Source organism: Edaphobacter sp. (genome assembly GCF_035532915.1).
GTDB lineage: Bacteria > Acidobacteriota > Terriglobia > Terriglobales > Acidobacteriaceae > Edaphobacter.
Window position 1 is genome coordinate 1 of sequence record NZ_DATKQC010000375.1, and the last position, 21,386, is coordinate 21,386.

A 21,386-nucleotide genomic window follows, 5' to 3' on the forward strand; every position below is an offset into this window, starting at 1 on the left:
GAGCTGAAGAACAAAGCTCTGGGCGTTGCTGCCTGAACCCCCAAACCTGCAGAAGAAATAGAGGCCATGCGCACCGTGCGCGGGCCTCTCTTCTTTTGCGCCGGAAGGATTGTCCGATGAGTGCATCGAGATGTCCATCCGAGGCCGACACAAACGTAAGCCTCCATCCAGACGCTCCACTACTCGCAATAAGTCCTGACCCCTCCCCCTTAGAGCGCGTCGATTTCCCTGGCAGCCATAGGGGAGTCGCGTCTTCGTGTCTCCAGGCTTCGTGCTTGGGGCAACCCTCCCACTGTTCGATCACAAAAGGAGAATTTCCCATGGCAATCTCTGCTCGTTCCCGTCGCGGTACTTCACCCTCGTTCTGGCGTAATCACAATGCCATGCAAATGATGATGGCCGAGGCCTGCATGCCTTCCGTGCGTCGTATCCCCACGGCTAAAGCCGATAGTGTCAAAACCATGGCGCAGGTTGCTCCCACGTGGTTTCCCACGCCCGCGCCGCGCGACAAGTATCAGGCGCGGAGCAACAAAGCGCTCAACCAGTTGAGCGCCCGATAGTACAAACTGGCAGTCCTCACCTCGGAATGGATGTGCGACACGTACTCCGTTCCGAGGTGGATGGCACCCGATAGCATGTGCCGCCTCGGTTGGCGTCTGGGGCGTCACAGATGCATTGCCAGAGTAAGAAGTCGATCCATCAACCGTTCTAACCAAAGTTCAAAATTTATTGTTAAAGAGAGCATTCCATGTCTGACAGTCCCTTTACGTCTGCATCCGTGCTTCCGCCACTACAGGCAGCCTCACCTTCGAGGATGTGTCCAGAGTCAAGCGGTTCCTCGTCGAGCACAAAGCCGAGCTGGAGTCTGCCGGCGTCATTGCCATTGAAGTCAGCTACTCCGGATGTGGCGATTCTGGTCAGGTTGATGACGTTCTGATCCTCTACAGTCCGGAAGCAATGGCCGATCCATCCCGCCATGACAAATATGTACTGCCCGAAGAGATTGAGAGCATTCTCCAGAATTTGCAGCCGTCGAACGGATATGAGAACAACGATGGCGGTGGCGGTAACGTCAAATTCATCGTCGAAACAGGGAGGGCGATTCATGCCCATTACGAATACTTCACCGAGGTTTCGTACGATCCGGAGGTCGTCTACTGATGGCACATCCACTCGAACACGCAAAATCCTCGGCCCGTCGCTTCGGCGGCGTGGCCGAGGACTACATCGAGCTTCACCGCTGGTTTGATGAGTCGAAAAGCTACGTTGCCGATTTCAGGCATCGGGCGCTTCATCATCATGCCGAGGGTATTTTCGCAGCCGAACGTCTCTTCGGCATCACGATCCGCAACAGTGAAGGCAATGACGTGCCTGTCCGTTACATTGGCGAGCAACATGTGAGGGAAGATCTTGGCAGAATTCCTTCACTCCAGGATTGGCTTTCGGAAATGACGATCAAGCCATGGATGTACGGGCAGAGGTTGGTCGTCAAAGAAGAACTTTAGGGCCAGCGACGTCCAGCCCTTTACCGTTGTTGCACCGAGGCGAGCAACATCCGTTTCTGCCTTCGTTATTCCTCTTCGTTTCACTCCCCCGCAATCATCCCTTCATCCCAACGACGGAAATGTTTGTGCGGCGTCTCGTCTTCAGGCTTCCGGCATTGAGCTTCTCGATTCAGTGCCGAGACTTCTCTGCCCGACGGCCAAAATATCCTTTCAATCTCAACGAAGAAGTCTTCTGTCTGGAGGAAACATGCGCAACGCCGGCCGCTTAAAACTGGGTTATTTCCCATTGCCGCAGGCAGAGGGAACACGCCTGCGAAAACTCCTGCGCTTCACCGAACCAGCCAGCGTGCTGGACCCATGCACAGGCACGGGCGCAGCTCTTCTACAACTCACGCAAAACGCTTCCTGCACTCGTTACGGCGTCGAACTCGACGCGACTCGCGCCCAGGTGGCCGAGGAGAGCGGGATTCAGACCATCCAGGGCAATCTGTTCGATACGCACGCCAAGGTAGAGAGCTTTTCCCTGCTGTACCTCAACCCTCCCTACGATTCCGAGATCGGTTCGCTCGACAATCAGCGCATGGAACTGCTGTTTCTCGAGCACACCTATCGTTGGCTGGTGGTGGGCGGCGTCCTCGTGTTCGTCGTTCCAGAGAAGCGCCTGTCTGTTTGCATCTCTCTGTTGGCGTCGAACTTTACCGATATCCGAATCTTCAACCTTACCGACACGGAATCGGTTCGCTTTAACCAGGTGGTGCTCACCGCCGTGCGCAAGCCGATGCGGGGCAATGCGATGGAATTGAATCGTACCTCCCTACAGCGGAAGCTTTTCAGCCAGCCGCTTCTCGATCTTGCAGAAGAGTATGAGTCCTATATCGTTCCGGCAACACCACCCGCGAGCATCGTCTATCGGGGGCTGCCGCTCGATGTGATCGAGGACCTTATTCCGCAGTCGTCGGCCTGGAAGCAGGTTGCGCCGTTTCTGCTGCCCAGAGAGGAAATGGTCTCTGGGCGCCCGATCACACCGTTGCACGCGGGCCATGTTGGCTTGCTTTGCACGGCGGGTCTGTTGAATGGCGTATTCGGCCAGGGTGTGGACCGGCACATTGCGCGCTGGAGGTCGATCAAGCACACCACCACCTTCACAGAGGAGGAAGATGACGTGGAGATTACTCGCAAACGGGAGCGGTTCTCGAACGAGCTTTCTCTGATTTACCAGGACGGCCGCACGCTTGTTCTCACAGAATCCGCAAAGAAGACAGAGGAGGAGGCCAATGCAAAATGCACATCTACGCCTGGGGCGGCTTGAGTACCTGCGCTCCACCGCGAGCATCCAGACGCGGATTCGCGTCCACGTCGATCGCTACATGGGAGAGGAGGAGCAGGGACACCTGCTCAGCCTCTATGGCGGTGATGCCGAAGTGGGCGCTATTGCCGCCGCCATTCATGAAAAGCATCCGTTCACGCTGACGTTCCCCGATGGAAAGAGCCGGGCCATCAACATGGGAGCCGATCCTTCCTGCTATCGGGGAGCATTGACCATCTCAGGCCGCAAACATTCCGTGCGTCATCTGGTTGCTGTTTCCGAAGCTCTGCACGCCAATGGAGCCGCAGGAAAGACCTACCTGCTCAACTATGAGCGCACTCTGGCGTGGTCCACGCTGGTAAGTTTTCTCGGCTTGCCTGCGGACCCGCGCTGGGGTGAGTGGATGATCGATCAGCTCCAACACGATGAGAAGATCGAATCGTTGCAGGGCATCGGCTGCGACCCAGTCGTGGTGATCGCGACGCGAGAGAGCCTGATGGAGAAAATCTCCAAAGGTCTCCAGCGTGGGGAACTCTGCTTTCCGGAAGTGGATGGCCCCATCCTGTGGCCGCGAGTGAACGTTCAGGACGCGCTCAAGACAATTCGGTACGGCGAGCTCATCGCTTAATTGGCGTATTTCCAGCCGTTTTCGATTTTTCTGGATGCTGAAGCGCAGGATAGCGGGGCGAGTACTACCGTGTTTTGAAGCCTGCGCCTTCGTGTTGATTTTCCTCGTGCTGTCTACGATGAGCGGTACGGTCTTGAGGATGAACCGCGCGGCTGGCTCCCGGCAACGTAGCCGGACGGCCGGAGCACAGAAGAGTGCATGAGCCAGGCCAGACACTCCTGATCGGTCACAAAGCCGATCAAGACGAAGTTCGCGGTGCGGCCAGCCCTGCCACGCGCACTCGCCTCTTCGATCTCGGCGCCCCGGAGCTTGCGCTGCGCCTTGGTCGTTGTCAGCCCGGTAATCGTTTTTGACGACAAACTACTTTGTCGGACTTATGCTTGATTCGCTACAAGCTCTCTTCTTGATGTCGCGCGCGCCTCATATATACGTCTCCATCCGCCGCAAATGACATCGCCGATTGTCCGAGAGCCACTGGCTTGATTTTGACAGCTGGCGAAGATTTGCCGCTGCGATTTCTACCATCGAGATATTTTTCTCATACACCGATGGGAAGTGTGAAGGAAAACACCGAGCCCTGTCCTAACTGGCTGGTAACCTCTATCGTCCCCCCATGTGCTTCGACGATCGCTTTGGCGATGGCGAGTCCCATCCCGGTACCTTGTACACGGTAACGCTGTCCTTGTCCGCGGTAAAACTTGTCGAAGATCATCATGCGCTCCAGGTCATCGATGCCGGATCCACGGTCCGCAATGCTGGTCGCGAGATTGCTCCCCTGCAATTCCGCGCTAACAAAAATTGGGCTGCCTGTGGGCGAGTACTTCGCCGCGTTTTCCAGGAGATGGGCGAGCACCTTTAAGATACGGGCAATATCCATCTTTACCGGCGGAAGGTTGGGCGAAATGTGAACGTCAATGGGATGACGTTGGTTCCAGGTTCCCTCAGCGAGCGCCGCGGATATCGCGTCGCCAATGGGATGAAGCGTGAGGTCCAGCTTCACGTTCTTTGCGTCCAACTCCGCCATTTCTACTGCCTGTCCGACCAGGCGATTCAACCTCGTCGTCTCTTCTTCAATGACGGCCATCAGTTCCTCGCTCTGTTCCGTTTGCGGTGATACATCGGAGCGCAGACTGGTGATCGCGGCAAGAATTGCTGTGAGCGGCGTGCGCAATTCATGAGTCACTGAGTCCAGTAGGGCGTTGCGCAACCGTTCGCTTTCATGGGCCGCTTCACTCTTGGCTAGAGTTTCAAGGGCACCTGCACGCTCAACCGCAATAGCCACCAGTCCACTGATGGCGTCGAGCGTTTCCGATGATATCTCAGCGCACGCGATGCCCAAAGAGCCCGTCGTTCTCATCCCCAATCGGAGCGGAACCAGTTGAACTCTGGGGCCGTTTTCTACGCGGCCCGCTTCTCTTGCAACGCGGCGAAGGTCCTCGGCCTTCACCTCGACGAAGTCTCCGCTCGATCGATAAACACGATCCTTCGCCGAAAGATAAATGGCCGCTCCACGAAAGTTGAAGGTCATACTAAGCGCGGAGGGTACGGTCGCCAGCAGATCGGAGACATTCCCGCTGACCAGCAGGAGTTGAGAGAAGTCGTAGAGACGCTCCGCCTCCCTGCGCCTGCGATTCGATGTGGCCGTCTCACGACGGGCCCGCTCCGCAAGCTGGCTGGCTACGAAGCCCGCGATAAGAAATGCGAATAGGGCAACCCAGTTCCGGGTATCCCCGATGGTAAAGGTAAATACAGGAGGCAAAAAGAAGTAGTTAAAGGCCAATGCCGAAAGAAACGACATATAAACCGCTTGGCGTACCCCCCAGCCGGCCGAGACGATTAACACTCCGATGAGAAAGGAGAGGGCAACAGTGGTACTGTTGACGTGAATCAGCCGGTAGTAGACGAAAACGATCGCGCCTACAATACCGGTCGTAATACAGTAGCGGGCTAGCCGGAAATATAACGTCCGTTGCACGTGGACATCTTACAACCCAATACTACAAAGACCAATGACGCATTCTTCCAAAACTCCCGATCAGTGGCTAGAAACTGTCGATGCTGATAAGCGCAAGGGTCTGTTCAAACTGTTTCTGGGGTACGCTCCGGGAGTCGGAAAAACATTCAACATGCTCAGCGAAGCGGTTCGCCGCCGAGACCGCGGAGAAGACGTGGTCATCGGGGTAGTAGAGACGCATGGCCGCGTGCGAACCGCCGAGCTGGCGGCGCAACTGGAGATATTACCCCGCAGGCCGATGGAATACAAAGGGGTCTCGTTCCAGGAGATGGATGTCGATGCGATCCTGGCACGCAGGCCGCAGGTCGTGCTCATCGATGAACTGGCCCATACGAATATTGCGGGCAATAGGCATCGCAAACGGTATGAGGACGTTCTGGAGGTGCTGGCTGCGGGCATCGACGTGCTCGCGACGGTCAACGTGCAGCATATCGAGAGCGTCGCGCCTACGGTGCAAAGCGTCACAGGAATCCAGATCCGTGAGACGGTTCCGGACTGGGTGATTGGCCGTGCGGACGAAATCGTGATGGCCGATCTCACTCCAGAGGCCCTACAAACGCGCATGAACCGCGGCGACATTTATCCAGTTGATCGTGTAGAAAAGGCGCTGGCGAATTTCTTCCGCCGGGGCAATCTCATCGCGCTCCGCGAACTGGCGTTGCAGTATGTAACAAAAGCAGTTGACCGCACCCTCACCGACTACATGGATCGAAAACATATCCGTGCGAACTGGGCTGTGCGGGAGCGCGTGGCGGTCTGCATCAGCTCCAGCCCAGCGGCCCGCCAGTTGATCGCACGCGGTGCCCGCCTAGTCGATGCCATTGGGGGAGATTTCTACGTGGTGCACGTCAACAATGGCCGAGAACGATCCGAAGAAGCCCAGCGGACGCTAACCGCCAATCTGCAGTTCGCGGAAAGCCTGAAGGCGCAGATCGTCCATCTGAGGGACCGCAATGTAGCCTCAGCCACCGCTCAGTTTGTGCGGGAACGCCGCATCACTCAGGTCTTCTTTGGCCGCTCTGCGGTGCACGGACTAAAGAAATATCTTTATTACTGGGCCATCCAGCGCTTCCTGAAGGAAGTGCCTTCGGTAGACGTGCACATCGTGACCCAGAATCAGGAACGCGAATGAATTCGAATGAGCCATCCAGGATTCTCATTGTGGACGACGAACCCCAGATTCTCAGAGTGCTGAAGACAGCGCTCGGCGCCCGGGGATATGCCGTGCGCACTGCGCCAAATGGCCTGGAAGCCCTCACTGCCTTTGAGCAGTGGAAACCGCACCTGGTGGTCACCGATTTGGCGATGCCGGAAATGGATGGTATCGAACTCTCCCGGCAATTGCGGCTTTCCTCGGAGACGCCCATCATCGTGCTCTCAGTCCGCAATCAGGAAGAAAGCAAGATTCGCGCTCTGGATGCGGGCGCCGACGATTACGTCACCAAACCGTTTTCCATTCAGGAACTTCAGGCGCGGGTACGCGCACAGCTTCGCCGCGCGAGCTTCTCCGAGGCCGCGGCACCGACCGAGGCGTTTGCAATGGGAGATTTTGTCTTTGATATTCCTCGCCGGCGTATCACCTTGCATGCAGCCGAGGTTCGACTGACTCCCAAAGAATTCGATCTCCTGCTCTTTTTCGCCAAACATGCCAGCCAGGTCGTGACGCACCGTGCCTTATTGAAAGCCGTGTGGGGAAGCCAGGCCGTCGAGCAGCCGGAATATTTGCGCGTCTTCGTCGGACACCTCCGCAAGAAACTCGGTGAAGGAGACAAGCCGCGCTATCTCCGCACAGAGCCCTGGGTGGGCTATCGCTTCTGTCCAGACGGCAAAGAGTATTAGATTTCGCAACTTCTCGCCACTACAAATTTTCTGGGCCCTTTTTACGCACTTTTTACGCCGAATGTCGTGAACTATTTCTCGGGCGCGAAACGCCGGTCGAGGAACAGATGCTGATGCTGTCAATACCCCGCGCAAACACTGAGCAGCCCCCTCTCCTCGAACGATTCATAGCCGCGACCGGAGTAGCGTTTTGAACCGAGGCGCGGAATGTTAGAACTGTCGCTTTTGAAATCGACCAAGGAAGGGAACGTATGTGGGACTTCGGAATGGTTGCATTAAGCATCGCGTTTTTCTTCGTGGCAATTTGCTACAGCGGCCTGTGTGACGGACTGCGAAACAAAGAGGAAGAGCAATGATTGAGGATGTTGTGCTGCTGGCGATCGTCGTGCTGCTGCTGGGATACCTGGTCTTCGCGCTGCTGCGACCGGAAAGATTCTAATGACCGCAAATGGGTGGTTTCAAATCATTCTGTTCTTCGCGATTATCCTCGTCCTGACCAAGCCGGTCGGCATCTACATGGCACGGGTTTTCGAGCGCGAACACACCTTCGTCGACCCTTTATTTCGCCCGTTGGAGCGCCTGCTGTACAAGTCGACTGGAATCGACGAGGACCGCGAGATGCGCTGGACGGAGTACGCCGTCGCGATGCTTCTCTTCAGCGGCGTGTCCATGCTGGTCACCTACGCGATTGAACGGCTGCAGCATTGGCTGCCCTGGAATCCGGAGCATTTGGCGAACGTTGTCCCCGCCCTCGCGTTCAATACCGCCGCTTCCTTCACCACCAACACCAACTGGCAGGCTTACACGCCGGAAGCGACGATGAGCTATCTGACGCAGATGGCCGCGCTCGCCACCCACAACTTTTTCTCTGCCGCTGTTGGCATCGCACTCGCTATCGCATTTATTCGGGGCATATCGCGGCGGGAGATGAAAACGCTGGGCAATTTCTGGGTGGATGCGACTCGCGCCACACTCTGGATACTGGTTCCGGCCTGCATCGTATTGGCGCTGCTCCTGGTTTCTCAAGGTGTGGTGCAAAACTTTCGTCCCTACGATCACGCAAGACTGCTACAGGCACAGACAGTATCTGTCCCTGGTCCAAACGGCAGCAGCACGACGCAACGCATTACGACGCAGACTATCGCGCAGGGGCCAGTGGCCTCCCAGGAAGCCATTAAGATGCTGGGCACCAATGGAGGCGGGTTTTTCAACGCCAACAGTGCGCATCCATTTGAAAACCCCACTCCAGTCTCGAACTTTCTCGAAATGCTGTCCATTTTTCTGATCCCTGCGGGCCTCACCGCGACTCTGGGGGAAATGGTGAAGTCTCCGCGACACGGCTGGGCTGTCTTCACCGCGATGGCCGTGCTCTTTTTCGTTGGCGTGGCGACTGTCTACTGGGCGGAATCGCAGCCAAACCCGCTTCTGCATGGAGTGAATCAGCACGTCTCCGCGCAGCAAAGTGGAGGAAACATGGAAGGCAAGGAGGTGCGGTTTGGCATCGCCGACTCCGCGCTCTTCGCCACCGCCACTACCGACGCCAGTTGCGGCGCCGTCAATTCCATGCACGACTCCTTCATGCCGCTGGGGGGTATGGTCCTGCTCGTCAATATGATGCTGGGCGAAGTCATCTTTGGAGGCGTCGGCGCAGGCATGTACGGCATGCTGATGTTTGTGGTGCTGGCGGTGTTCATCGCCGGTCTCATGGTCGGCCGAACGCCGGAGTATCTGGGAAAGAAGATCGAAAGCTACGATGTCCAGATGGTCATGCTCTACGTGCTCATCTTTCCTCTCTTGATTCTTGGCTTCAGCGCGATCAGTGTACTCATGCCGAACATTGGCCTTGCTAGCCTCGGCAACGCAGGCCCGCACGGGCTGTCAGAGATTCTCTACGCCTACACATCCGCAGCCGGCAATAACGGTTCGGCCTTCGCCGGGTTGAATGCCAACACGCACTGGTACAACCTGACTTTGGCTGTCACGATGCTCTGCGGTCGATTCCTGATGATCGTTCCCATGCTGGCCGTAGCGGGAAACCTGGTCGAGAAAAAGCTGACGCCGCCTTCGCTGGGAACATTTCCTGTCCACACACCTCTTTTCACCGTGCTGCTGCTGGGCGTGATTCTGATCGTCGGCGCGTTGACATTCTTCCCGGCGCTGAGTCTGGGACCGATTCTCGAACATCTTCTCCTGCACACCGGCAGGACCTTTTGAGGGAGAAAAAGATGACGCCTACAAAAAGGAAATCATTGTGGGATGCGGGCATCGTACGCCGAGCTGCGATCGACTCGCTGCGCAAGCTGAACCCGCGCGCGATGATGAAGAATCCCGTCATGTTCGTAGTGGAGATCGGCAGCGTGATTACGACCATCCTGCTGGTGCAAAAAAGTCTGGGTCACCGTCACGCGCTCGCATTCGATTTGCAGATCACGCTATGGCTTTGGTTTACAGTTCTGTTCGCCAACTTTGCGGAAGCCATGGCGGAGGGCCGGGGCAAAGCGCAGGCGGATAGCCTGCGTCGCGCCAAGTCCGAGACGTCGGCACGGCGGATCAACGGCAGCGGCGGCATCGAGCAAGTCCCCGGCTCACAACTTCGCTCGGGAGATGTGGTTCTCGTCTCTGCCGGCGAAATGATCCCCGGCGATGGCGAAGTGATCGAGGGAATCGCCTCCGTTGACGAGTCCGCCATCACCGGCGAGTCGGCTCCGGTCATTCGGGAATGCGGCGGAGACCGCTCCGCGGTAACTGGAGGCACCCGTGTCCTGTCGGATGAGATCAAGGTACGCATCACCTCCAACCCCGGGGAAACCTTCATTGATCGCATGATTGCCCTGGTCGAAGGCGCGGAGCGCCAGAAGACGCCGAATGAAATCGCCCTCAATATTCTGCTGGCCGGTCTCACCATCATTTTCTTACTGGCTGTCGTCACTCTTCAGCCGCTGGCGATTTACTCGAAGGCTTCGCAGTCCATCTTCGTGCTCATTTCACTGCTTGTCTGCCTGATTCCCACGACAATCGGCGGGCTGCTTTCCGCGATCGGCATCGCCGGGATGGACCGCCTGGTGCAACACAATGTTCTCGCAATGTCCGGCCGCGCCGTCGAGGCCGCGGGCGATGTGAACACGCTCTTGTTGGATAAAACCGGCACCATCACTCTGGGTAACCGGCAGGCGTCCGATTTTCTTCCAGCTCCAGGAGTCAGCGGCGACCAGCTTGCCGATGCGGCACAGCTTTCGTCATTGCCCGATGAAACCCCCGAGGGACGCTCCATTGTCGTGCTTGCCAAAGAGCGTTACGGTCTTCGCGCCCGCGATTTGAGCGAAATGCAGGCTGAGTTTGTTCCATTCAGCGCCTCCACGCGCATGTCAGGGGTAAATATAGACGGGCGCATCATTCGCAAGGGCGCAACCGATGCAATCGCGAAGTTTCTCGAAGACAACGGTGGCCGCCTACCGGATGAAGTCCGAACAGCCGTCGAAACCATCGCCCGAGCCGGCGGAACGCCGCTGGTTGTGGCCGAGAATCAGCACGCTCTGGGCGTCGTGCATCTGAAGGACATTGTGAAAGGAGGAATGCGCGAGCGCTTCGCGCAACTGCGTTCCATGGGCATTCGCACGGTCATGATTACCGGCGATAATCCTCTGACCGCCGCCGCTATCGCACGCGAAGCCGGAGTGGACGACTTCCTGGCTGAAGCCAAGCCAAAGGACAAGATGGACCTGATCCGCCGCGAGCAGCGCGAGGGCAAACTGGTTGCGATGACGGGAGACGGCACGAACGATGCTCCCGCACTTGCGCAGGCGGACGTGGGCGTCGCCATGAATAGCGGGACGCAAGCCGCCAAAGAAGCCGGGAACATGGTCGATCTCGATTCCAATCCAACCAAGCTGATTGAAATTGTGGAGATCGGCAAACAGCTTCTAATGACTCGCGGCGCGCTCACGACATTTTCCATCGCGAATGACGTCGCGAAATACTTCGCCATTATTCCGGCGATGTTCGCAGCGACGTTTCCGGTCCTCGGCGCACTGAACATCATGCATCTCAAAACGCCCGAATCCGCCGTTCTATCCGCCGTGATATTTAATGCCGTCATTATCATCGCGTTGATTCCGCTGGCGCTGCGCGGCGTCGGCTACAAGGCTATGAACGCGGAGGCGCTGCTGCGCCGCAACCTGCTGCTCTACGGTGTCGGCGGTCTCGTAGCTCCGTTTCTTGGCATCAAGCTCATCGATATGGTTATCACAGCGATCCATCTGGTCTAAGGAGCATTCCCATGCGGCGCAATTTTCTCATCGCGATTCTTTACACGACGGTCAGCACATTGCTGCTGGGCATCGGATATCCACTGCTGATCGCCGGGTTGGCGCGCGCCTTTTTTCCCGTCAAGGCGAACGGCTCGTTGATCTATTCGAACGGTGTACTGGCCGGCTCTAAACTCATCGTGCAGTCATTCACTGGGCCGCGCTATTTTCACAGCCGTCCATCGGCCGCGGGCATCGGCTACGATGCGTCTGCGTCAGGCGGGTCGAACCTGGGTCCCACAAATCAGAAGCTGGTGGACCGAATCTCCGCCGACGTGAAGTCGCTATCGCAGGAGCACCCTGGTACGCCAGTGCCGATCGATCTCGTCACAACATCCGGATCGGGACTCGACCCGGACATCACACCGGCTGCTGCGGAATTCCAAGTATCCACCGTGGCGCACGCGCGCGGTTTGAGTGAAGCCGAAGTCCGGGTAGCCGTTAGGCGTCATACTTCGCAACGTCAGTTCGGCTTTCTCGGAGAGCCGCGCGTAAACGTTCTGGAACTCAACCGCGATCTTGACAATCTCAGTTCCAGCAAAAAATGAATTGGCTAACTGCCTCGACTGAAGCTCGACGAGTGCAAATCGTCGATGCGCTCATAGACATCGAATCGGTATCGCTAAGTCTTAAGCTTTATCTGAAGCGTCCGTGTGAAATTCTTGTGTTATTCCTGCGCGTGTTGACGCTTCGGATACAGAGACTTGAGGGAAGCCCTCGTCCAGAAAGGGCGAGTATGGAATTTCTATAGACTGGCTCTTTGTGGCCAGATCGTTGTCAACATGCACCAACACCCGCTCGGCAACTGAGAACAAGATGGAGCGTCCCGACGCGGCTGGTTGCAGACGCGCCAACAGTTTTCGATCTCTTCCTCGGACAATCAATCCGTGCTCTTCGTATCAGAGATTTCCCCTCGTTTTGCCAATACACCGCTGTAATCTCACAATTCCTGCACTGTCCCAAGGTCAACCTCGTGCTGGCCATTTCATTTGCTCATTCGCTCATTCAGGAGAACCATCGTGGAAACTTATTTCGATTACCTCCGCGCCATGTCCCATTCGCTCGGGGAGCGCATCGTCCAGACCTACCCCGCTCTCCAGTCGCCGAAGGACGCTCCCGCTCCCGCTCTCAAAACCTTGCTACGCAAGCCTTTGCCGGCGCAAGCGCTCGCCATTACCGGGCTGGCCAAGTACCTGAAGAATGCACGCGCTGCGCGCATTGTGGCGGAGTGTGGAGCAGGGAAGACCTTTATGTCGCTTGGCGCCATGCACGTCGATGCCGGCAAGAAGCCGTACACCGCCATCGTCATGTGCCCGCCTCACATCGTCCACAAGTGGGCGCGAGAGGTTCTGCTGACCATCCCTCATGCCCGGGCCTTCCTCATCGAAGACCTGCGCAATGGAGGCGACCCGAAGAATACGCACGGCATCGTGGAAGTCAAGCTCGAAAGGGGTTCAACCGTCGTCAAGGGAATGAAAACCACGCTTCCGCAACTGCGCGGCATGGGCCGCAAAGGCTGGCGCACTCGCTGTCCGCAACCGGCGTTCTTCATCATGGGCAAAGACAAGGGAAAGCTCGGCTACTACTGGAAGCACGCTTTCAGTGTCGCCAAGTGCGGTCCCGAACTTGGCGGCTTGATCAACCCAGACACCGGACATGCGGTTCCGGCGAAGGATGGAGGCTATCTCAGCACCCTCGATCTCCGCGAAGCGAAGTTCAGCGAAACCTTTCAGGGAGGCAAGGATGGCATCACCCGTTTCTCTTCGCTCTGGCAGGCGGACCGGAGCAAGATTCAACGCGTGGCGCCAATTGATTACATCGGCCGCTACATGAAGGGCTGGTGGGATTATGCCGTTGCCGATGAACTGCATCAGTTGGCCGGCGATACGGCTCAGGGCAACGGCCTGGGGGTATTGGCGCGTTGCGCGGAGAAGCTGATCGCACTGACCGGCACCTTGATGGGAGGCTATGCTGACGATCTCTTCAATATCTTCTATCGCATGGAACCGCGACAGATGGTGGCGGCGGGATACGAGGCGGGCAGCCAGGGTCGTCGGGACTTTCAGGAACAGTACGGTGTTCTCGAAACGGTGGAGAAGGTGCGGCAGACAGACAATGCCTGCTCAAAAGCGCAGAAACGCACGGTACAGGTCGTTCGGAAACCCGGAGCCTCGCCGCTGCTCTTCGGCAAGTACCTGATGGAATCGACGGCGTTCATCACCCTCGAAGATATCTCCGACCAGCTCCCCTCCTATGACGAGACGGTGCTCTCGGTGGACATGGACAAGCCGCTTTCGGACGCGTACAAGGCGGTCGAGAAGGACATCACCGAAGCCATGCGCGCTCATCGCGGCAACAAGAGCTTGATGAGCGTCATGCTCAACACGCTCCTGCTGTATCCCGACCATCCGTATGGAATCGGTGCTATCTGGGGAAAGGAGTACGACCCGAAAGAACGCAGCATGGTGTCGTTCTTTGTTACAGAGCCGGAGAGTCTGCCGGAAACCGAAACGTATGCCAAGGAGAAGCGACTCATCGAGGACATCCGGGAGGAGCTGCGACAGGGCAGGCGGTGTCAGGTCTACGCCACCTTCACGGGCAAGCACGATGTGACGTGGAGGCTGGAACAGGTGCTGCAACAGGCGGGCTTTCGAGTGGCGGTTCTTCGCTCCACGGTCGCGACAGTCAAGCGCGAGGCGTGGTACGAGAGGCAGGTCCGCGCCGGCGTCGAGGTGGTGATCTGTCACCCCAGACTGGTGGAAACAGGTCTCGATCTGCTTGCCTTTCCGACCCTTTACTTTTATGAAACGGGCTACTCGCTTCACACCCTCCGGCAGGCAAGCCGGAGATCGTGGCGGATCGGGCAGAGGCACCCGGTTCGAGTGAAGTTCCTGGCCTACAGCGGCACGATGCAGGAAACCTGCATCCGCCACATGGGCAAGAAGATGCTGGTCGCGCTCATGATGGAAGGAAAGTTCTCCGGCGAAGGCCTGCAATCGCTCGACGCCAACGAGGATCTGCTGACTGCCATGGCACGCGAACTGGTCGAAAAGGGAGGAGTCGGAGAATCGGCCGATGCTATCTGGAAAGACCTCGAACGGGAGCGGACCAGGCTCCCGCCGGAATGTCCAGCGGGAGTCGAAATCCCGCTTCCTTCTCCAGCGATTATTCCTGCTGTCGTGGTGGAGGAATTCCCGAAAGCTCAGGAACTGAACTTCGACACCGCAATTCCCGCAAGCCCCGAGCCGCATCCTATTTATTCCACGCGGCCAAACTCGACGCCACCACGGCCAAAGCGGAAAACCACTCCTCTCTGGCCCACGGCCCACGTCGCCGGCGAACAGATGGACCTGTTCGGCTGATCTGGAAGTTGGCATCCGATTGGGGGACGGGAGGTATTTTCTCCTATCCCTCTTTTCGTATGCATCCTGGTCTGGCCCGACCAGTGGCTGACCGTCCACAAGATGCTCGCATTGGGCAAAAGCGTCCCCCAAGGACGAGAAGGGCGTAGGACTCAATCCCCTCTGTGCTACTGGATTTTGTCCTCTTCGCCAAGCGTCTGCCGATTGCTCCCCACTACCTGCACAACTTTCCCGCAGAGGCCAGCGTATTTGATCGCCATGCCGAGGAGCATGTACTCGTCGTCCTGATAGTCAGCGGCGAATGCGTCCTGGTGGAGAATGACCACATCTACGTCAGACGCGCACGCATGCACAAAATCGGGGAGCATCTCCTTGACCTTATGGATAAGGCTCGATTCTCGTTGTATCTGTTTGGTGCTGGTCATACGCATGTTCTATCACAGCGCGATCAACAAAATAGGTTGGATGATGAACGTGAGTGCGTCTCAGAATGATATACCGACATACGTCCGCCATAGCTCACACCAGACGCGAGAGCAATGGGCGGAAACGTCAGCAAGGGCGAGAAGGATAAAGCTGCCTATGGCTCCGCAGACATAGACAGCGCGATCTATAACAAGGATAAGAACCAATGCCAACACGGACGACGGACCCAGCAACGCGAGCACAGAGGACAATTGATGCATCCGAGCGCCGCGAGGTTTCTGTGACGCTCCACTATCCCGAAGCCATTGCACTCATGAAAGAGTCATTACAGTCACGCGAGCGCATCATTCATTCAGAGGAGCCTCCGCGCTCTTCTGAGCAGCGTCTTAACGGAGCATCAAACGAAGAGATCGAGAACGCCATTCGCTATCTTGAAGGCGCGGCCGCTATGCAATTCCTGCATTGCGGCTCCGACAATTCGGAATATCGTGCTGCCCATCGTGCAGACGATGCCTATTGGTACAGCGCGGCAGCGCTGCGGATTGTGCTCAAGAAGCCGGACGCTTAATCTGGTCATGCATCAAAGGGACAGCCCGCATCCCTTGTTTCACAACTGTTTACCCCCCGGCCTTGTGCCGGGCATTTTCTTTTAAGGAGATACCATGGCCACATCCGCATCCATTCAAGCCCCCGTGCTGCCATTTGCTCAGCAGCAGCAACCGCAGGACGAGAAAGCGAAAGTGGCGCAGGAGGCCATCGCCGCCGATCACTCGCTGCTCGAAATCGACCGCGAACTTGATTTTCTCTTCGACCGCATGCAGGACGAACTCGAAGAAACAGGCGATATCAGCGCGGAAAGCAAGCAGGCGTTTGACCAGTTCTGCGAAGCCTTTGGCGAAAAAGTCGATCGTGTCGGCCGCTTCATCCGAGTCATGGAAGCCCGGACCGTCTACTGCAAGAGCGAGGCTGCGCGGCTTATTGCAAGAGGGAAGACGGCGGAGAACAAAGTCGATCAAACCAAGTCCCTCATCCTCTATTACTTGCAGACCCGAAACATGACAAAGATGGAAGGAAAGCAGTTTACGCTTCGCTGCCAGAAGAATCCTCAGGATTCCGTGCGAGTCAGCGATCCCGACTTGCTTCCGATCCGCCTGAAACGAATTGAAGCCCGCTTTGACGGAGAAACATGGCTACGGCTTCTGGCCGCAGTGACGAAGGATTTGCAGTCGGTTCTCAACGCCGCAATTCAAAGCATGATCCCGATGAACGACGCCATCAAGCAGGCGGTCGCTCAAAAGGAGAAGGTCGAAGGCGCGACCGTAATTCGGGGGCACCACATCCGCGTCGTCTGATCTCAGGTCCAATACACGAAAGACAAGCAATTCAATCAGGCCGGCGCAAGCCGGCCTTCGCATGTTCAGGAGCAGTTATGGAAAAAGGTCCCCTTTCGCCGGATCAGTTTACCGCCACCCAGTTCGATTCCGCCGAGGTGAAAGCCGCCTTCGGCAATCATTTTCTTCACTTCGTCCATTCGGAGTTCAACAGGTCATTGTTTCGAAAGCCGTTCTATAACCGTCTGTCGATGTGCTTCTCCCATATTGCTCACTACGACCTGGCGGGATTCTACGACGTCTGGTTCGCGGACGACGAGTCACGTCTGAACTTCCTTCACCACACGCTGCGCTTTCCTTGCTACGGAGATCCCGCTTACACGTACTCGGATGTGGAACGGGAGATCCAGCGTCACATCCTGACCACAAGCCTGGTGCGGCAGTACGAATTGCGAGTGGCTGCCGCGGTCCGCAGCCGAGAGATCACTCAGATGGAACGGCTGCAGGCCAAGTATCTGGCGTCGCAACCGGCAGCCAACAACATTCCCCAAACGACTGTGCCAGCTCAACCGGTTTCGAGGCTCACCATTGCGGAGTCCATGTCAGAGCCAGTCCAAGCCTCTCTGTTCTAACCCATTCCTCACTTCCGGAGATACGCCATGATGTTTCCTTGTCGGCCCTTGGTCGATGTCCTGAAGCATCGGGGCGTCGCCGATCCCGAACTTTTTCTTGCACCCTCCACCTGGAGCGATATGCCCTCTCCTTTTCTCATTGAAGGAATGGAGGAGGCCGTCGCCTCCATCCTGGCGGTGGTTCGTTCACAAAAACGGATCGGCGTCTATGGGGATTACGATTGCGATGGAGTCCTCTCCTGCGCGATCGTCGAGGCCACGCTTCGGAAACTCGGAGCACGGCCGGTGATTTATCTGCCGCATCGCGATGAAGGCTATGGCTTTACCGAGGCGGCTGTCCACCGCTTCTCCCGAAGCGGCACGGATCTTGTTCTCACCATCGACAACGGGATCAATGCGGCCGGTCCGGTTCGATTGGCCCAAAGACTCGGTATGGACGTCATCATCGTCGATCACCATTACATCGAAACCCGGGCGAAGGCTCCCGCCGTCTGGTCCAGTGAGTTTTGCGCGGCAGGACTGGGGCTGATGCTTTGCTGGGCGCTGCTCGAAGCCGCGGGGAATGGCGCAGCCGAGACTCTGGGTTTTGTCGCGAGCATGAGTCGGCTGGCGGCCATCGCCTCGATTGCCGATTGCGTCCCGCTCACCGGTGCCACGAGGACGCTGACAAGGATCGGCCTGGCGGAACTGGCCTCCACACGTCATGCTGGGCTGCGCAAACTGCTACTGCTGGCTGGCGTCCGGCCGTCCCAGGCACCCAGCTCAGAACAGATTGCGTTTCGGATTGCTCCCCGGATCAACGCCGCCGGCCGCGTCGGGCATCCGGAGGAGGCCCTGCGCATGCTGAACGCTGCCAGCGAAAGAGAGCGGATCGACCTGGCAGCCTCGCTCGATATTCTGAACCGGGAGCGCCGCCGCATTGAGAAAGAGGCATTGAAGGAGTTGGTCTTGATCGTTCAGAAGGATATCCAGAAGGAGGTCCCCGCCGGTCTGGTCGTTTATGGCCCGCAGTGGAAGAAGGGAATCGCCGGAATCCTGGCCAGCCGGGCGCGCGAGCGCTATGGCGTACCAACCGTCGTCCTTGTCCACGATGCGCGGACCGGAATGGCGGTCGGCTCGGGGCGAAGTGTCGAAGGGTTCAGCCTCATCACGGCACTGCGCGCCTGTAGCTCCGCTCTTCATCGGTTCGGGGGACACAGCCAGGCAGCCGGTGTGACGGTCGCGGTCGAAAAGATCCCGGAATTCCGCCGGCTGTTCGAAAGGTTCCTGCTCGAACACCCCCCAAAGCCGATGAAGACACCGGAAGCAGAAGCGGACCTGAATCTCGATCTCACAAATTCAGGCTTCTTTGAGCAGCTGCGCAGTATGGAACCTTTCGGCATCGGCAATCCGACGCCAATCTTCCGCGTCGGAAATGCAATTGTCCGGTCGGCGACACCTGGTTTCGTTTTCGTCCGGCAAGGGAAGCGGGAGATCAAGGCCCGCTCGGCGGAACCTGTCACAGGTGACGGCACGGCCTTGCTCGCGCTCAACGGAACCACCGCTTCTCTCATTGGTTTCGATGAAAAAGGCCGCAATTTACGGGCAATTTGACTGAAAACGGGTTGCGTGGGATAACGTCCGTGAAAGGAAGACAATCACATGGACGCTTTAACAACGCAACTCGAACAGTACAATCGCGATCTCGACAAGTTTATTCTTCCGGGTACCCTGATGGACTGCTTTGAATACCACCGGAGGCGGGAGATGCGCAAAGCATCTGCCGCCTTCAACGACAACGAACTGAGCTGGTTTCTCCACATGATGAACGAACTGCGCGGCGTGGCGGATCGCAAGGACGACTTCGATCTGCTCTTCGATCCGGTCATGTATATGGTCGATCATCCGGCGTGGACCGCGCCCCCGAGTGTGGTCGTTGAGATGCCGCCGCTCAATACGGAGGTGCGGGAGACTGTCGAGCCGGGCACTCAATTCGCGCGGATTGCCGAAAATGAGGCCGCACGCTTGCGGACCCTGGCCGAAACCTATCCAGATGCCGCCATCCTGGGGCTGGCAAACATCGCGGCCGCTGCCTACGCGGATGCCGGTCGCGTCTTCGCCGATCGGAGATCGGCAATTCGCTATCTTGCGATCAATGCCAGCGCCAGGCTTGAGGACTACTGGTCCGAGGATGACTCGCTGTGGAAGCGGGCAGGGAATCGCAGGGTTCAGCTCTCCGATATGGTCGCGGAATTGAAAGAACAGATGCTTGCGGATCAGGTCACGACTGCGGAGTCCGCGGTGACGGAAGAGGACCTGACTTGCTATTCCGAGGAACAGATCAAATACTTCGCCTTCAATCCCGACAAGTTTCTTCTCTCCGGGAAGACGCGGCACATGACGCTGTGTGGATTCTGTCAGGAACGCATTGCGAGATGGATTGACTACGTGCGGAAGACGGAAGAGCAGTTCATGTCGGAAAGAGAGGGGAAACTACCAGTCGCCTGATCCAGTTATCTGCTCGGATGTTGTTTACGACTGAGGTCCAGCGAGATAGCGCCACAACTCTCAAAAGTGATCGAAGAGGCGATCGACCTTATCCACTTGCCGAGCGAGGGATTTCGAGAGGTCCCGGTGGGTGCCGCTTTACTGGAGTGGCAGGCGTAAGACTGGTCGAAGACTATGAACGCTATGATCGTCCTCAGACAGCTCAGGCGCATCTGACGCAAAAAGATCTAGACCAGCAGAGCGAGCTACGGTCGTTCACCCTAAATATGTTCCATCGCCAGCCTATAATTTCGGGCCGGGCCAAAAAAGGAAGCGGCAAGTGTGTACACGTTTGTGTATTATATTGAGAGGCGGTGTGATGCGTGGAACTGGAATTCGAGTGGGACGAAGAGAAAGCCAGAGCAAACCTCGCCAAACATCGCGTCTCGTTCCTGACCGCTGCTGAAATCTTTGCCAATGAGATCATGGAGCGGATCGACGACCGGGAAGACTACGGAGAGATTCGTTTTATTACGCTCGGCAGGGTCGATACCGAGGTGTATCGGGTGGTGTTCAACCTGGCGGGGTGAAACCTCATCCGCGTCATCAGTGCCCAGAAAGCGAGCAGAGATGAAAGAGAAATCTACCATCGTGCGACACTCCCTTAACCAGGTCCAAGCCATGCGCGAACGGGGCGAGGACAAAACCAGCCCGGAAGCGCCCGAAGCCGAGTCTCTCGGTGCAGAGTTCTGGAAAAGCGCCCGCGTCGTCATGCCCCGGGGAAAAACTTCCGTACATCTTCGCCTCGACAGTGATGTGGTGGAGTGGTTTAAGGCCAATGGAAAGGGACACCTTACCCGCATGAACGCTGTTCTCAAAGCATACGTTGAGGCTCAGAAACATTGAACGTGAAACATCGTCCCAAACGGTTCTGCCAAGCCATGATGGGGTACGGATTCTGAGGGTAAGCTGAGCCCTGGAGAAAGTGCCCTCGGAGCCGATTAGCAGGGGATTGCAAAATTATGTCTATGGTGAAGAAGCGCGGCAGCCAGGGTGGCATCGAACGTAAACTGCCGGAGGTTGCGCCCAAGCCATCCCGCCGGTGACGGTAACTCTGGCAGAGTCACCCCAAACGCTGGCAGCGGCCCAAGCCGCGCTCCCACTCTTCGATCCGCCCGCCGACCAACCCAAAGAGCTGTTTGTGTGGGATATGTCCAAAGGCATCCACTGAAGAATGTAATTCATTTGCATTACAATAGGCTTAGGAGAGTTTTTCATGGCTGCGAACGCATTGGTGCAAACACGGATTGATTCTGCTGTGAAAGAGCGCGCAGCGGCGGTGCTTGAAGAGTTGGGAATCACGGTTTCTGACGCGGTGCGTATCTTGCTGACGCGCACTGCCAACGAAGGCGCACTTCCCTTTGCACTGGCGAGTGATGCCACTGCCCATGATGCTTGGTTCCGTGCCAAAGTGCAGGAAGCGCTGGACGATCCGCGCCCCGCGATCCCGCATGAGAAAGTGGAGGCGCACTTCGCCACACGACGGGCCACCGCGCGGCGCAAGGGGCGCTAG

General features: G+C 57.3%; 23 protein-coding genes. 20 read left to right on the forward strand and 3 right to left on the reverse strand.

What is annotated here, in order from left to right; all coding sequences use genetic code 11:
• Nucleotides 1-320 precede the first annotated feature (320 nt).
• The 5 genes from VMU57_RS17740 to VMU57_RS17760 all read left to right on the forward strand — a co-directional run bounded on the left by VMU57_RS17740 (nucleotide 321) and on the right by VMU57_RS17760 (nucleotide 3,439).
• The gene (locus VMU57_RS17740; protein ID WP_325385839.1) at nucleotides 321-560 is read left to right on the forward strand and encodes a hypothetical protein; all 240 of its coding nucleotides are present in this window, start codon (nucleotides 321-323) and stop codon (nucleotides 558-560) included.
• 256 nt (nucleotides 561-816) lie between these two features.
• A complete protein-coding gene (locus VMU57_RS17745) occupies nucleotides 817-1,161 on the forward strand; it encodes a hypothetical protein (protein WP_325385840.1) in 345 nt (114 codons plus the stop codon).
• Nucleotides 1,161-1,505, forward strand: coding sequence for a DUF6915 family protein (locus VMU57_RS17750; RefSeq protein ID WP_325385842.1), 345 nt, complete (start codon nucleotides 1,161-1,163; stop codon nucleotides 1,503-1,505). The genes VMU57_RS17745 and VMU57_RS17750 overlap by 1 nt, the downstream gene beginning before the upstream one ends.
• A gap of 247 nt (nucleotides 1,506-1,752) precedes the next feature.
• A complete protein-coding gene (locus VMU57_RS17755; RefSeq protein ID WP_325385844.1) occupies nucleotides 1,753-2,814 on the forward strand; it encodes a DUF6094 domain-containing protein in 1,062 nt (353 codons plus the stop codon).
• Nucleotides 2,780-3,439 (forward strand): hypothetical protein, encoded by a 660-nt coding sequence (locus tag VMU57_RS17760; protein WP_325385846.1) that lies wholly within the window; start codon nucleotides 2,780-2,782, stop codon nucleotides 3,437-3,439. The genes VMU57_RS17755 and VMU57_RS17760 overlap by 35 nt, the downstream gene beginning before the upstream one ends.
• Before the next feature lie 113 nt (nucleotides 3,440-3,552).
• Here the strand turns inward: VMU57_RS17760 and VMU57_RS17765 are convergent, their stop codons facing one another.
• Complete coding sequence (locus VMU57_RS17765) at nucleotides 3,553-3,798, reverse strand: hypothetical protein (protein WP_325385848.1); 246 nt, start codon at nucleotides 3,796-3,798, stop codon at nucleotides 3,553-3,555.
• Between the two features lie 179 nt (nucleotides 3,799-3,977).
• Nucleotides 3,978-5,414 carry a sensor histidine kinase gene (locus VMU57_RS17770; RefSeq protein WP_325385850.1) on the reverse strand — a complete coding sequence of 479 codons (1,437 nt, stop codon included), beginning with the start codon at nucleotides 5,412-5,414 and terminating at the stop codon, nucleotides 3,978-3,980.
• 34 nt (nucleotides 5,415-5,448) lie between these two features.
• Here VMU57_RS17770 and VMU57_RS17775 point away from each other — a divergent pair, with 34 nt between their 5' ends.
• From VMU57_RS17775 to VMU57_RS17800, 7 genes are all read left to right on the forward strand, one after another.
• Complete coding sequence (locus VMU57_RS17775; protein WP_325385852.1) at nucleotides 5,449-6,585, forward strand: histidine kinase; 1,137 nt, start codon at nucleotides 5,449-5,451, stop codon at nucleotides 6,583-6,585.
• A 29-nt stretch (nucleotides 6,586-6,614) separates the two neighbouring features.
• On the forward strand, nucleotides 6,615-7,292 hold the full coding sequence (locus VMU57_RS17780; RefSeq protein WP_325385854.1) for a response regulator transcription factor: 678 nt from the start codon (nucleotides 6,615-6,617) through the stop codon (nucleotides 7,290-7,292).
• 352 nt (nucleotides 7,293-7,644) lie between these two features.
• The gene (kdpF, locus tag VMU57_RS23160; RefSeq protein WP_414648677.1) at nucleotides 7,645-7,731 is read left to right on the forward strand and encodes a K(+)-transporting ATPase subunit F; all 87 of its coding nucleotides are present in this window, start codon (nucleotides 7,645-7,647) and stop codon (nucleotides 7,729-7,731) included.
• Nucleotides 7,731-9,506: a potassium-transporting ATPase subunit KdpA gene (kdpA, locus tag VMU57_RS17785; protein WP_325385856.1), complete on the forward strand. Its 1,776-nt coding sequence runs from the start codon at nucleotides 7,731-7,733 to the stop codon at nucleotides 9,504-9,506. Before kdpF ends, kdpA begins: the two co-directional genes overlap by 1 nt.
• Before the next feature lie 11 nt (nucleotides 9,507-9,517).
• Nucleotides 9,518-11,557 carry a potassium-transporting ATPase subunit KdpB gene (gene kdpB / locus VMU57_RS17790; protein ID WP_325385858.1) on the forward strand — a complete coding sequence of 680 codons (2,040 nt, stop codon included), beginning with the start codon at nucleotides 9,518-9,520 and terminating at the stop codon, nucleotides 11,555-11,557.
• Between the two features lie 11 nt (nucleotides 11,558-11,568).
• Entirely contained in the window at nucleotides 11,569-12,144 is a 576-nt protein-coding gene (gene kdpC, locus VMU57_RS17795) for a potassium-transporting ATPase subunit KdpC (RefSeq protein ID WP_325385860.1), read from the forward strand.
• Nucleotides 12,145-12,615: 471 nt separating this feature from the next.
• A complete protein-coding gene (locus VMU57_RS17800; protein ID WP_325385862.1) occupies nucleotides 12,616-14,958 on the forward strand; it encodes a hypothetical protein in 2,343 nt (780 codons plus the stop codon).
• A gap of 167 nt (nucleotides 14,959-15,125) precedes the next feature.
• Here VMU57_RS17800 and VMU57_RS17805 read toward each other — a convergent pair whose 3' ends face one another.
• On the reverse strand, nucleotides 15,126-15,383 hold the full coding sequence (locus VMU57_RS17805; RefSeq protein ID WP_325385864.1) for a hypothetical protein: 258 nt from the start codon (nucleotides 15,381-15,383) through the stop codon (nucleotides 15,126-15,128).
• A gap of 206 nt (nucleotides 15,384-15,589) precedes the next feature.
• Between VMU57_RS17805 and VMU57_RS17810 the strand changes: the two genes are divergently transcribed.
• From VMU57_RS17810 to VMU57_RS17845, 8 genes are all read left to right on the forward strand, one after another.
• On the forward strand, nucleotides 15,590-15,952 hold the full coding sequence (locus tag VMU57_RS17810) for a hypothetical protein (protein WP_325385866.1): 363 nt from the start codon (nucleotides 15,590-15,592) through the stop codon (nucleotides 15,950-15,952).
• Nucleotides 15,953-16,046: 94 nt separating this feature from the next.
• Nucleotides 16,047-16,736, forward strand: coding sequence for a siphovirus Gp157 family protein (locus VMU57_RS17815; RefSeq protein ID WP_325385868.1), 690 nt, complete (start codon nucleotides 16,047-16,049; stop codon nucleotides 16,734-16,736).
• 77 nt (nucleotides 16,737-16,813) lie between these two features.
• The gene (locus VMU57_RS17820) at nucleotides 16,814-17,347 is read left to right on the forward strand and encodes a hypothetical protein (RefSeq protein WP_325385870.1); all 534 of its coding nucleotides are present in this window, start codon (nucleotides 16,814-16,816) and stop codon (nucleotides 17,345-17,347) included.
• Nucleotides 17,348-17,374: 27 nt separating this feature from the next.
• Nucleotides 17,375-18,940: a single-stranded-DNA-specific exonuclease RecJ gene (locus tag VMU57_RS17825; RefSeq protein ID WP_325385872.1), complete on the forward strand. Its 1,566-nt coding sequence runs from the start codon at nucleotides 17,375-17,377 to the stop codon at nucleotides 18,938-18,940.
• A 48-nt stretch (nucleotides 18,941-18,988) separates the two neighbouring features.
• Nucleotides 18,989-19,834, forward strand: coding sequence for a hypothetical protein (locus VMU57_RS17830; protein WP_325385874.1), 846 nt, complete (start codon nucleotides 18,989-18,991; stop codon nucleotides 19,832-19,834).
• A gap of 362 nt (nucleotides 19,835-20,196) precedes the next feature.
• A complete protein-coding gene (locus VMU57_RS17835; RefSeq protein WP_325385876.1) occupies nucleotides 20,197-20,403 on the forward strand; it encodes a BrnT family toxin in 207 nt (68 codons plus the stop codon).
• A 40-nt stretch (nucleotides 20,404-20,443) separates the two neighbouring features.
• A complete protein-coding gene (locus tag VMU57_RS17840; RefSeq protein WP_325385878.1) occupies nucleotides 20,444-20,719 on the forward strand; it encodes a BrnA antitoxin family protein in 276 nt (91 codons plus the stop codon).
• Nucleotides 20,720-21,089: 370 nt separating this feature from the next.
• The gene (locus VMU57_RS17845; RefSeq protein WP_325385880.1) at nucleotides 21,090-21,386 is read left to right on the forward strand and encodes a type II toxin-antitoxin system RelB/DinJ family antitoxin; all 297 of its coding nucleotides are present in this window, start codon (nucleotides 21,090-21,092) and stop codon (nucleotides 21,384-21,386) included.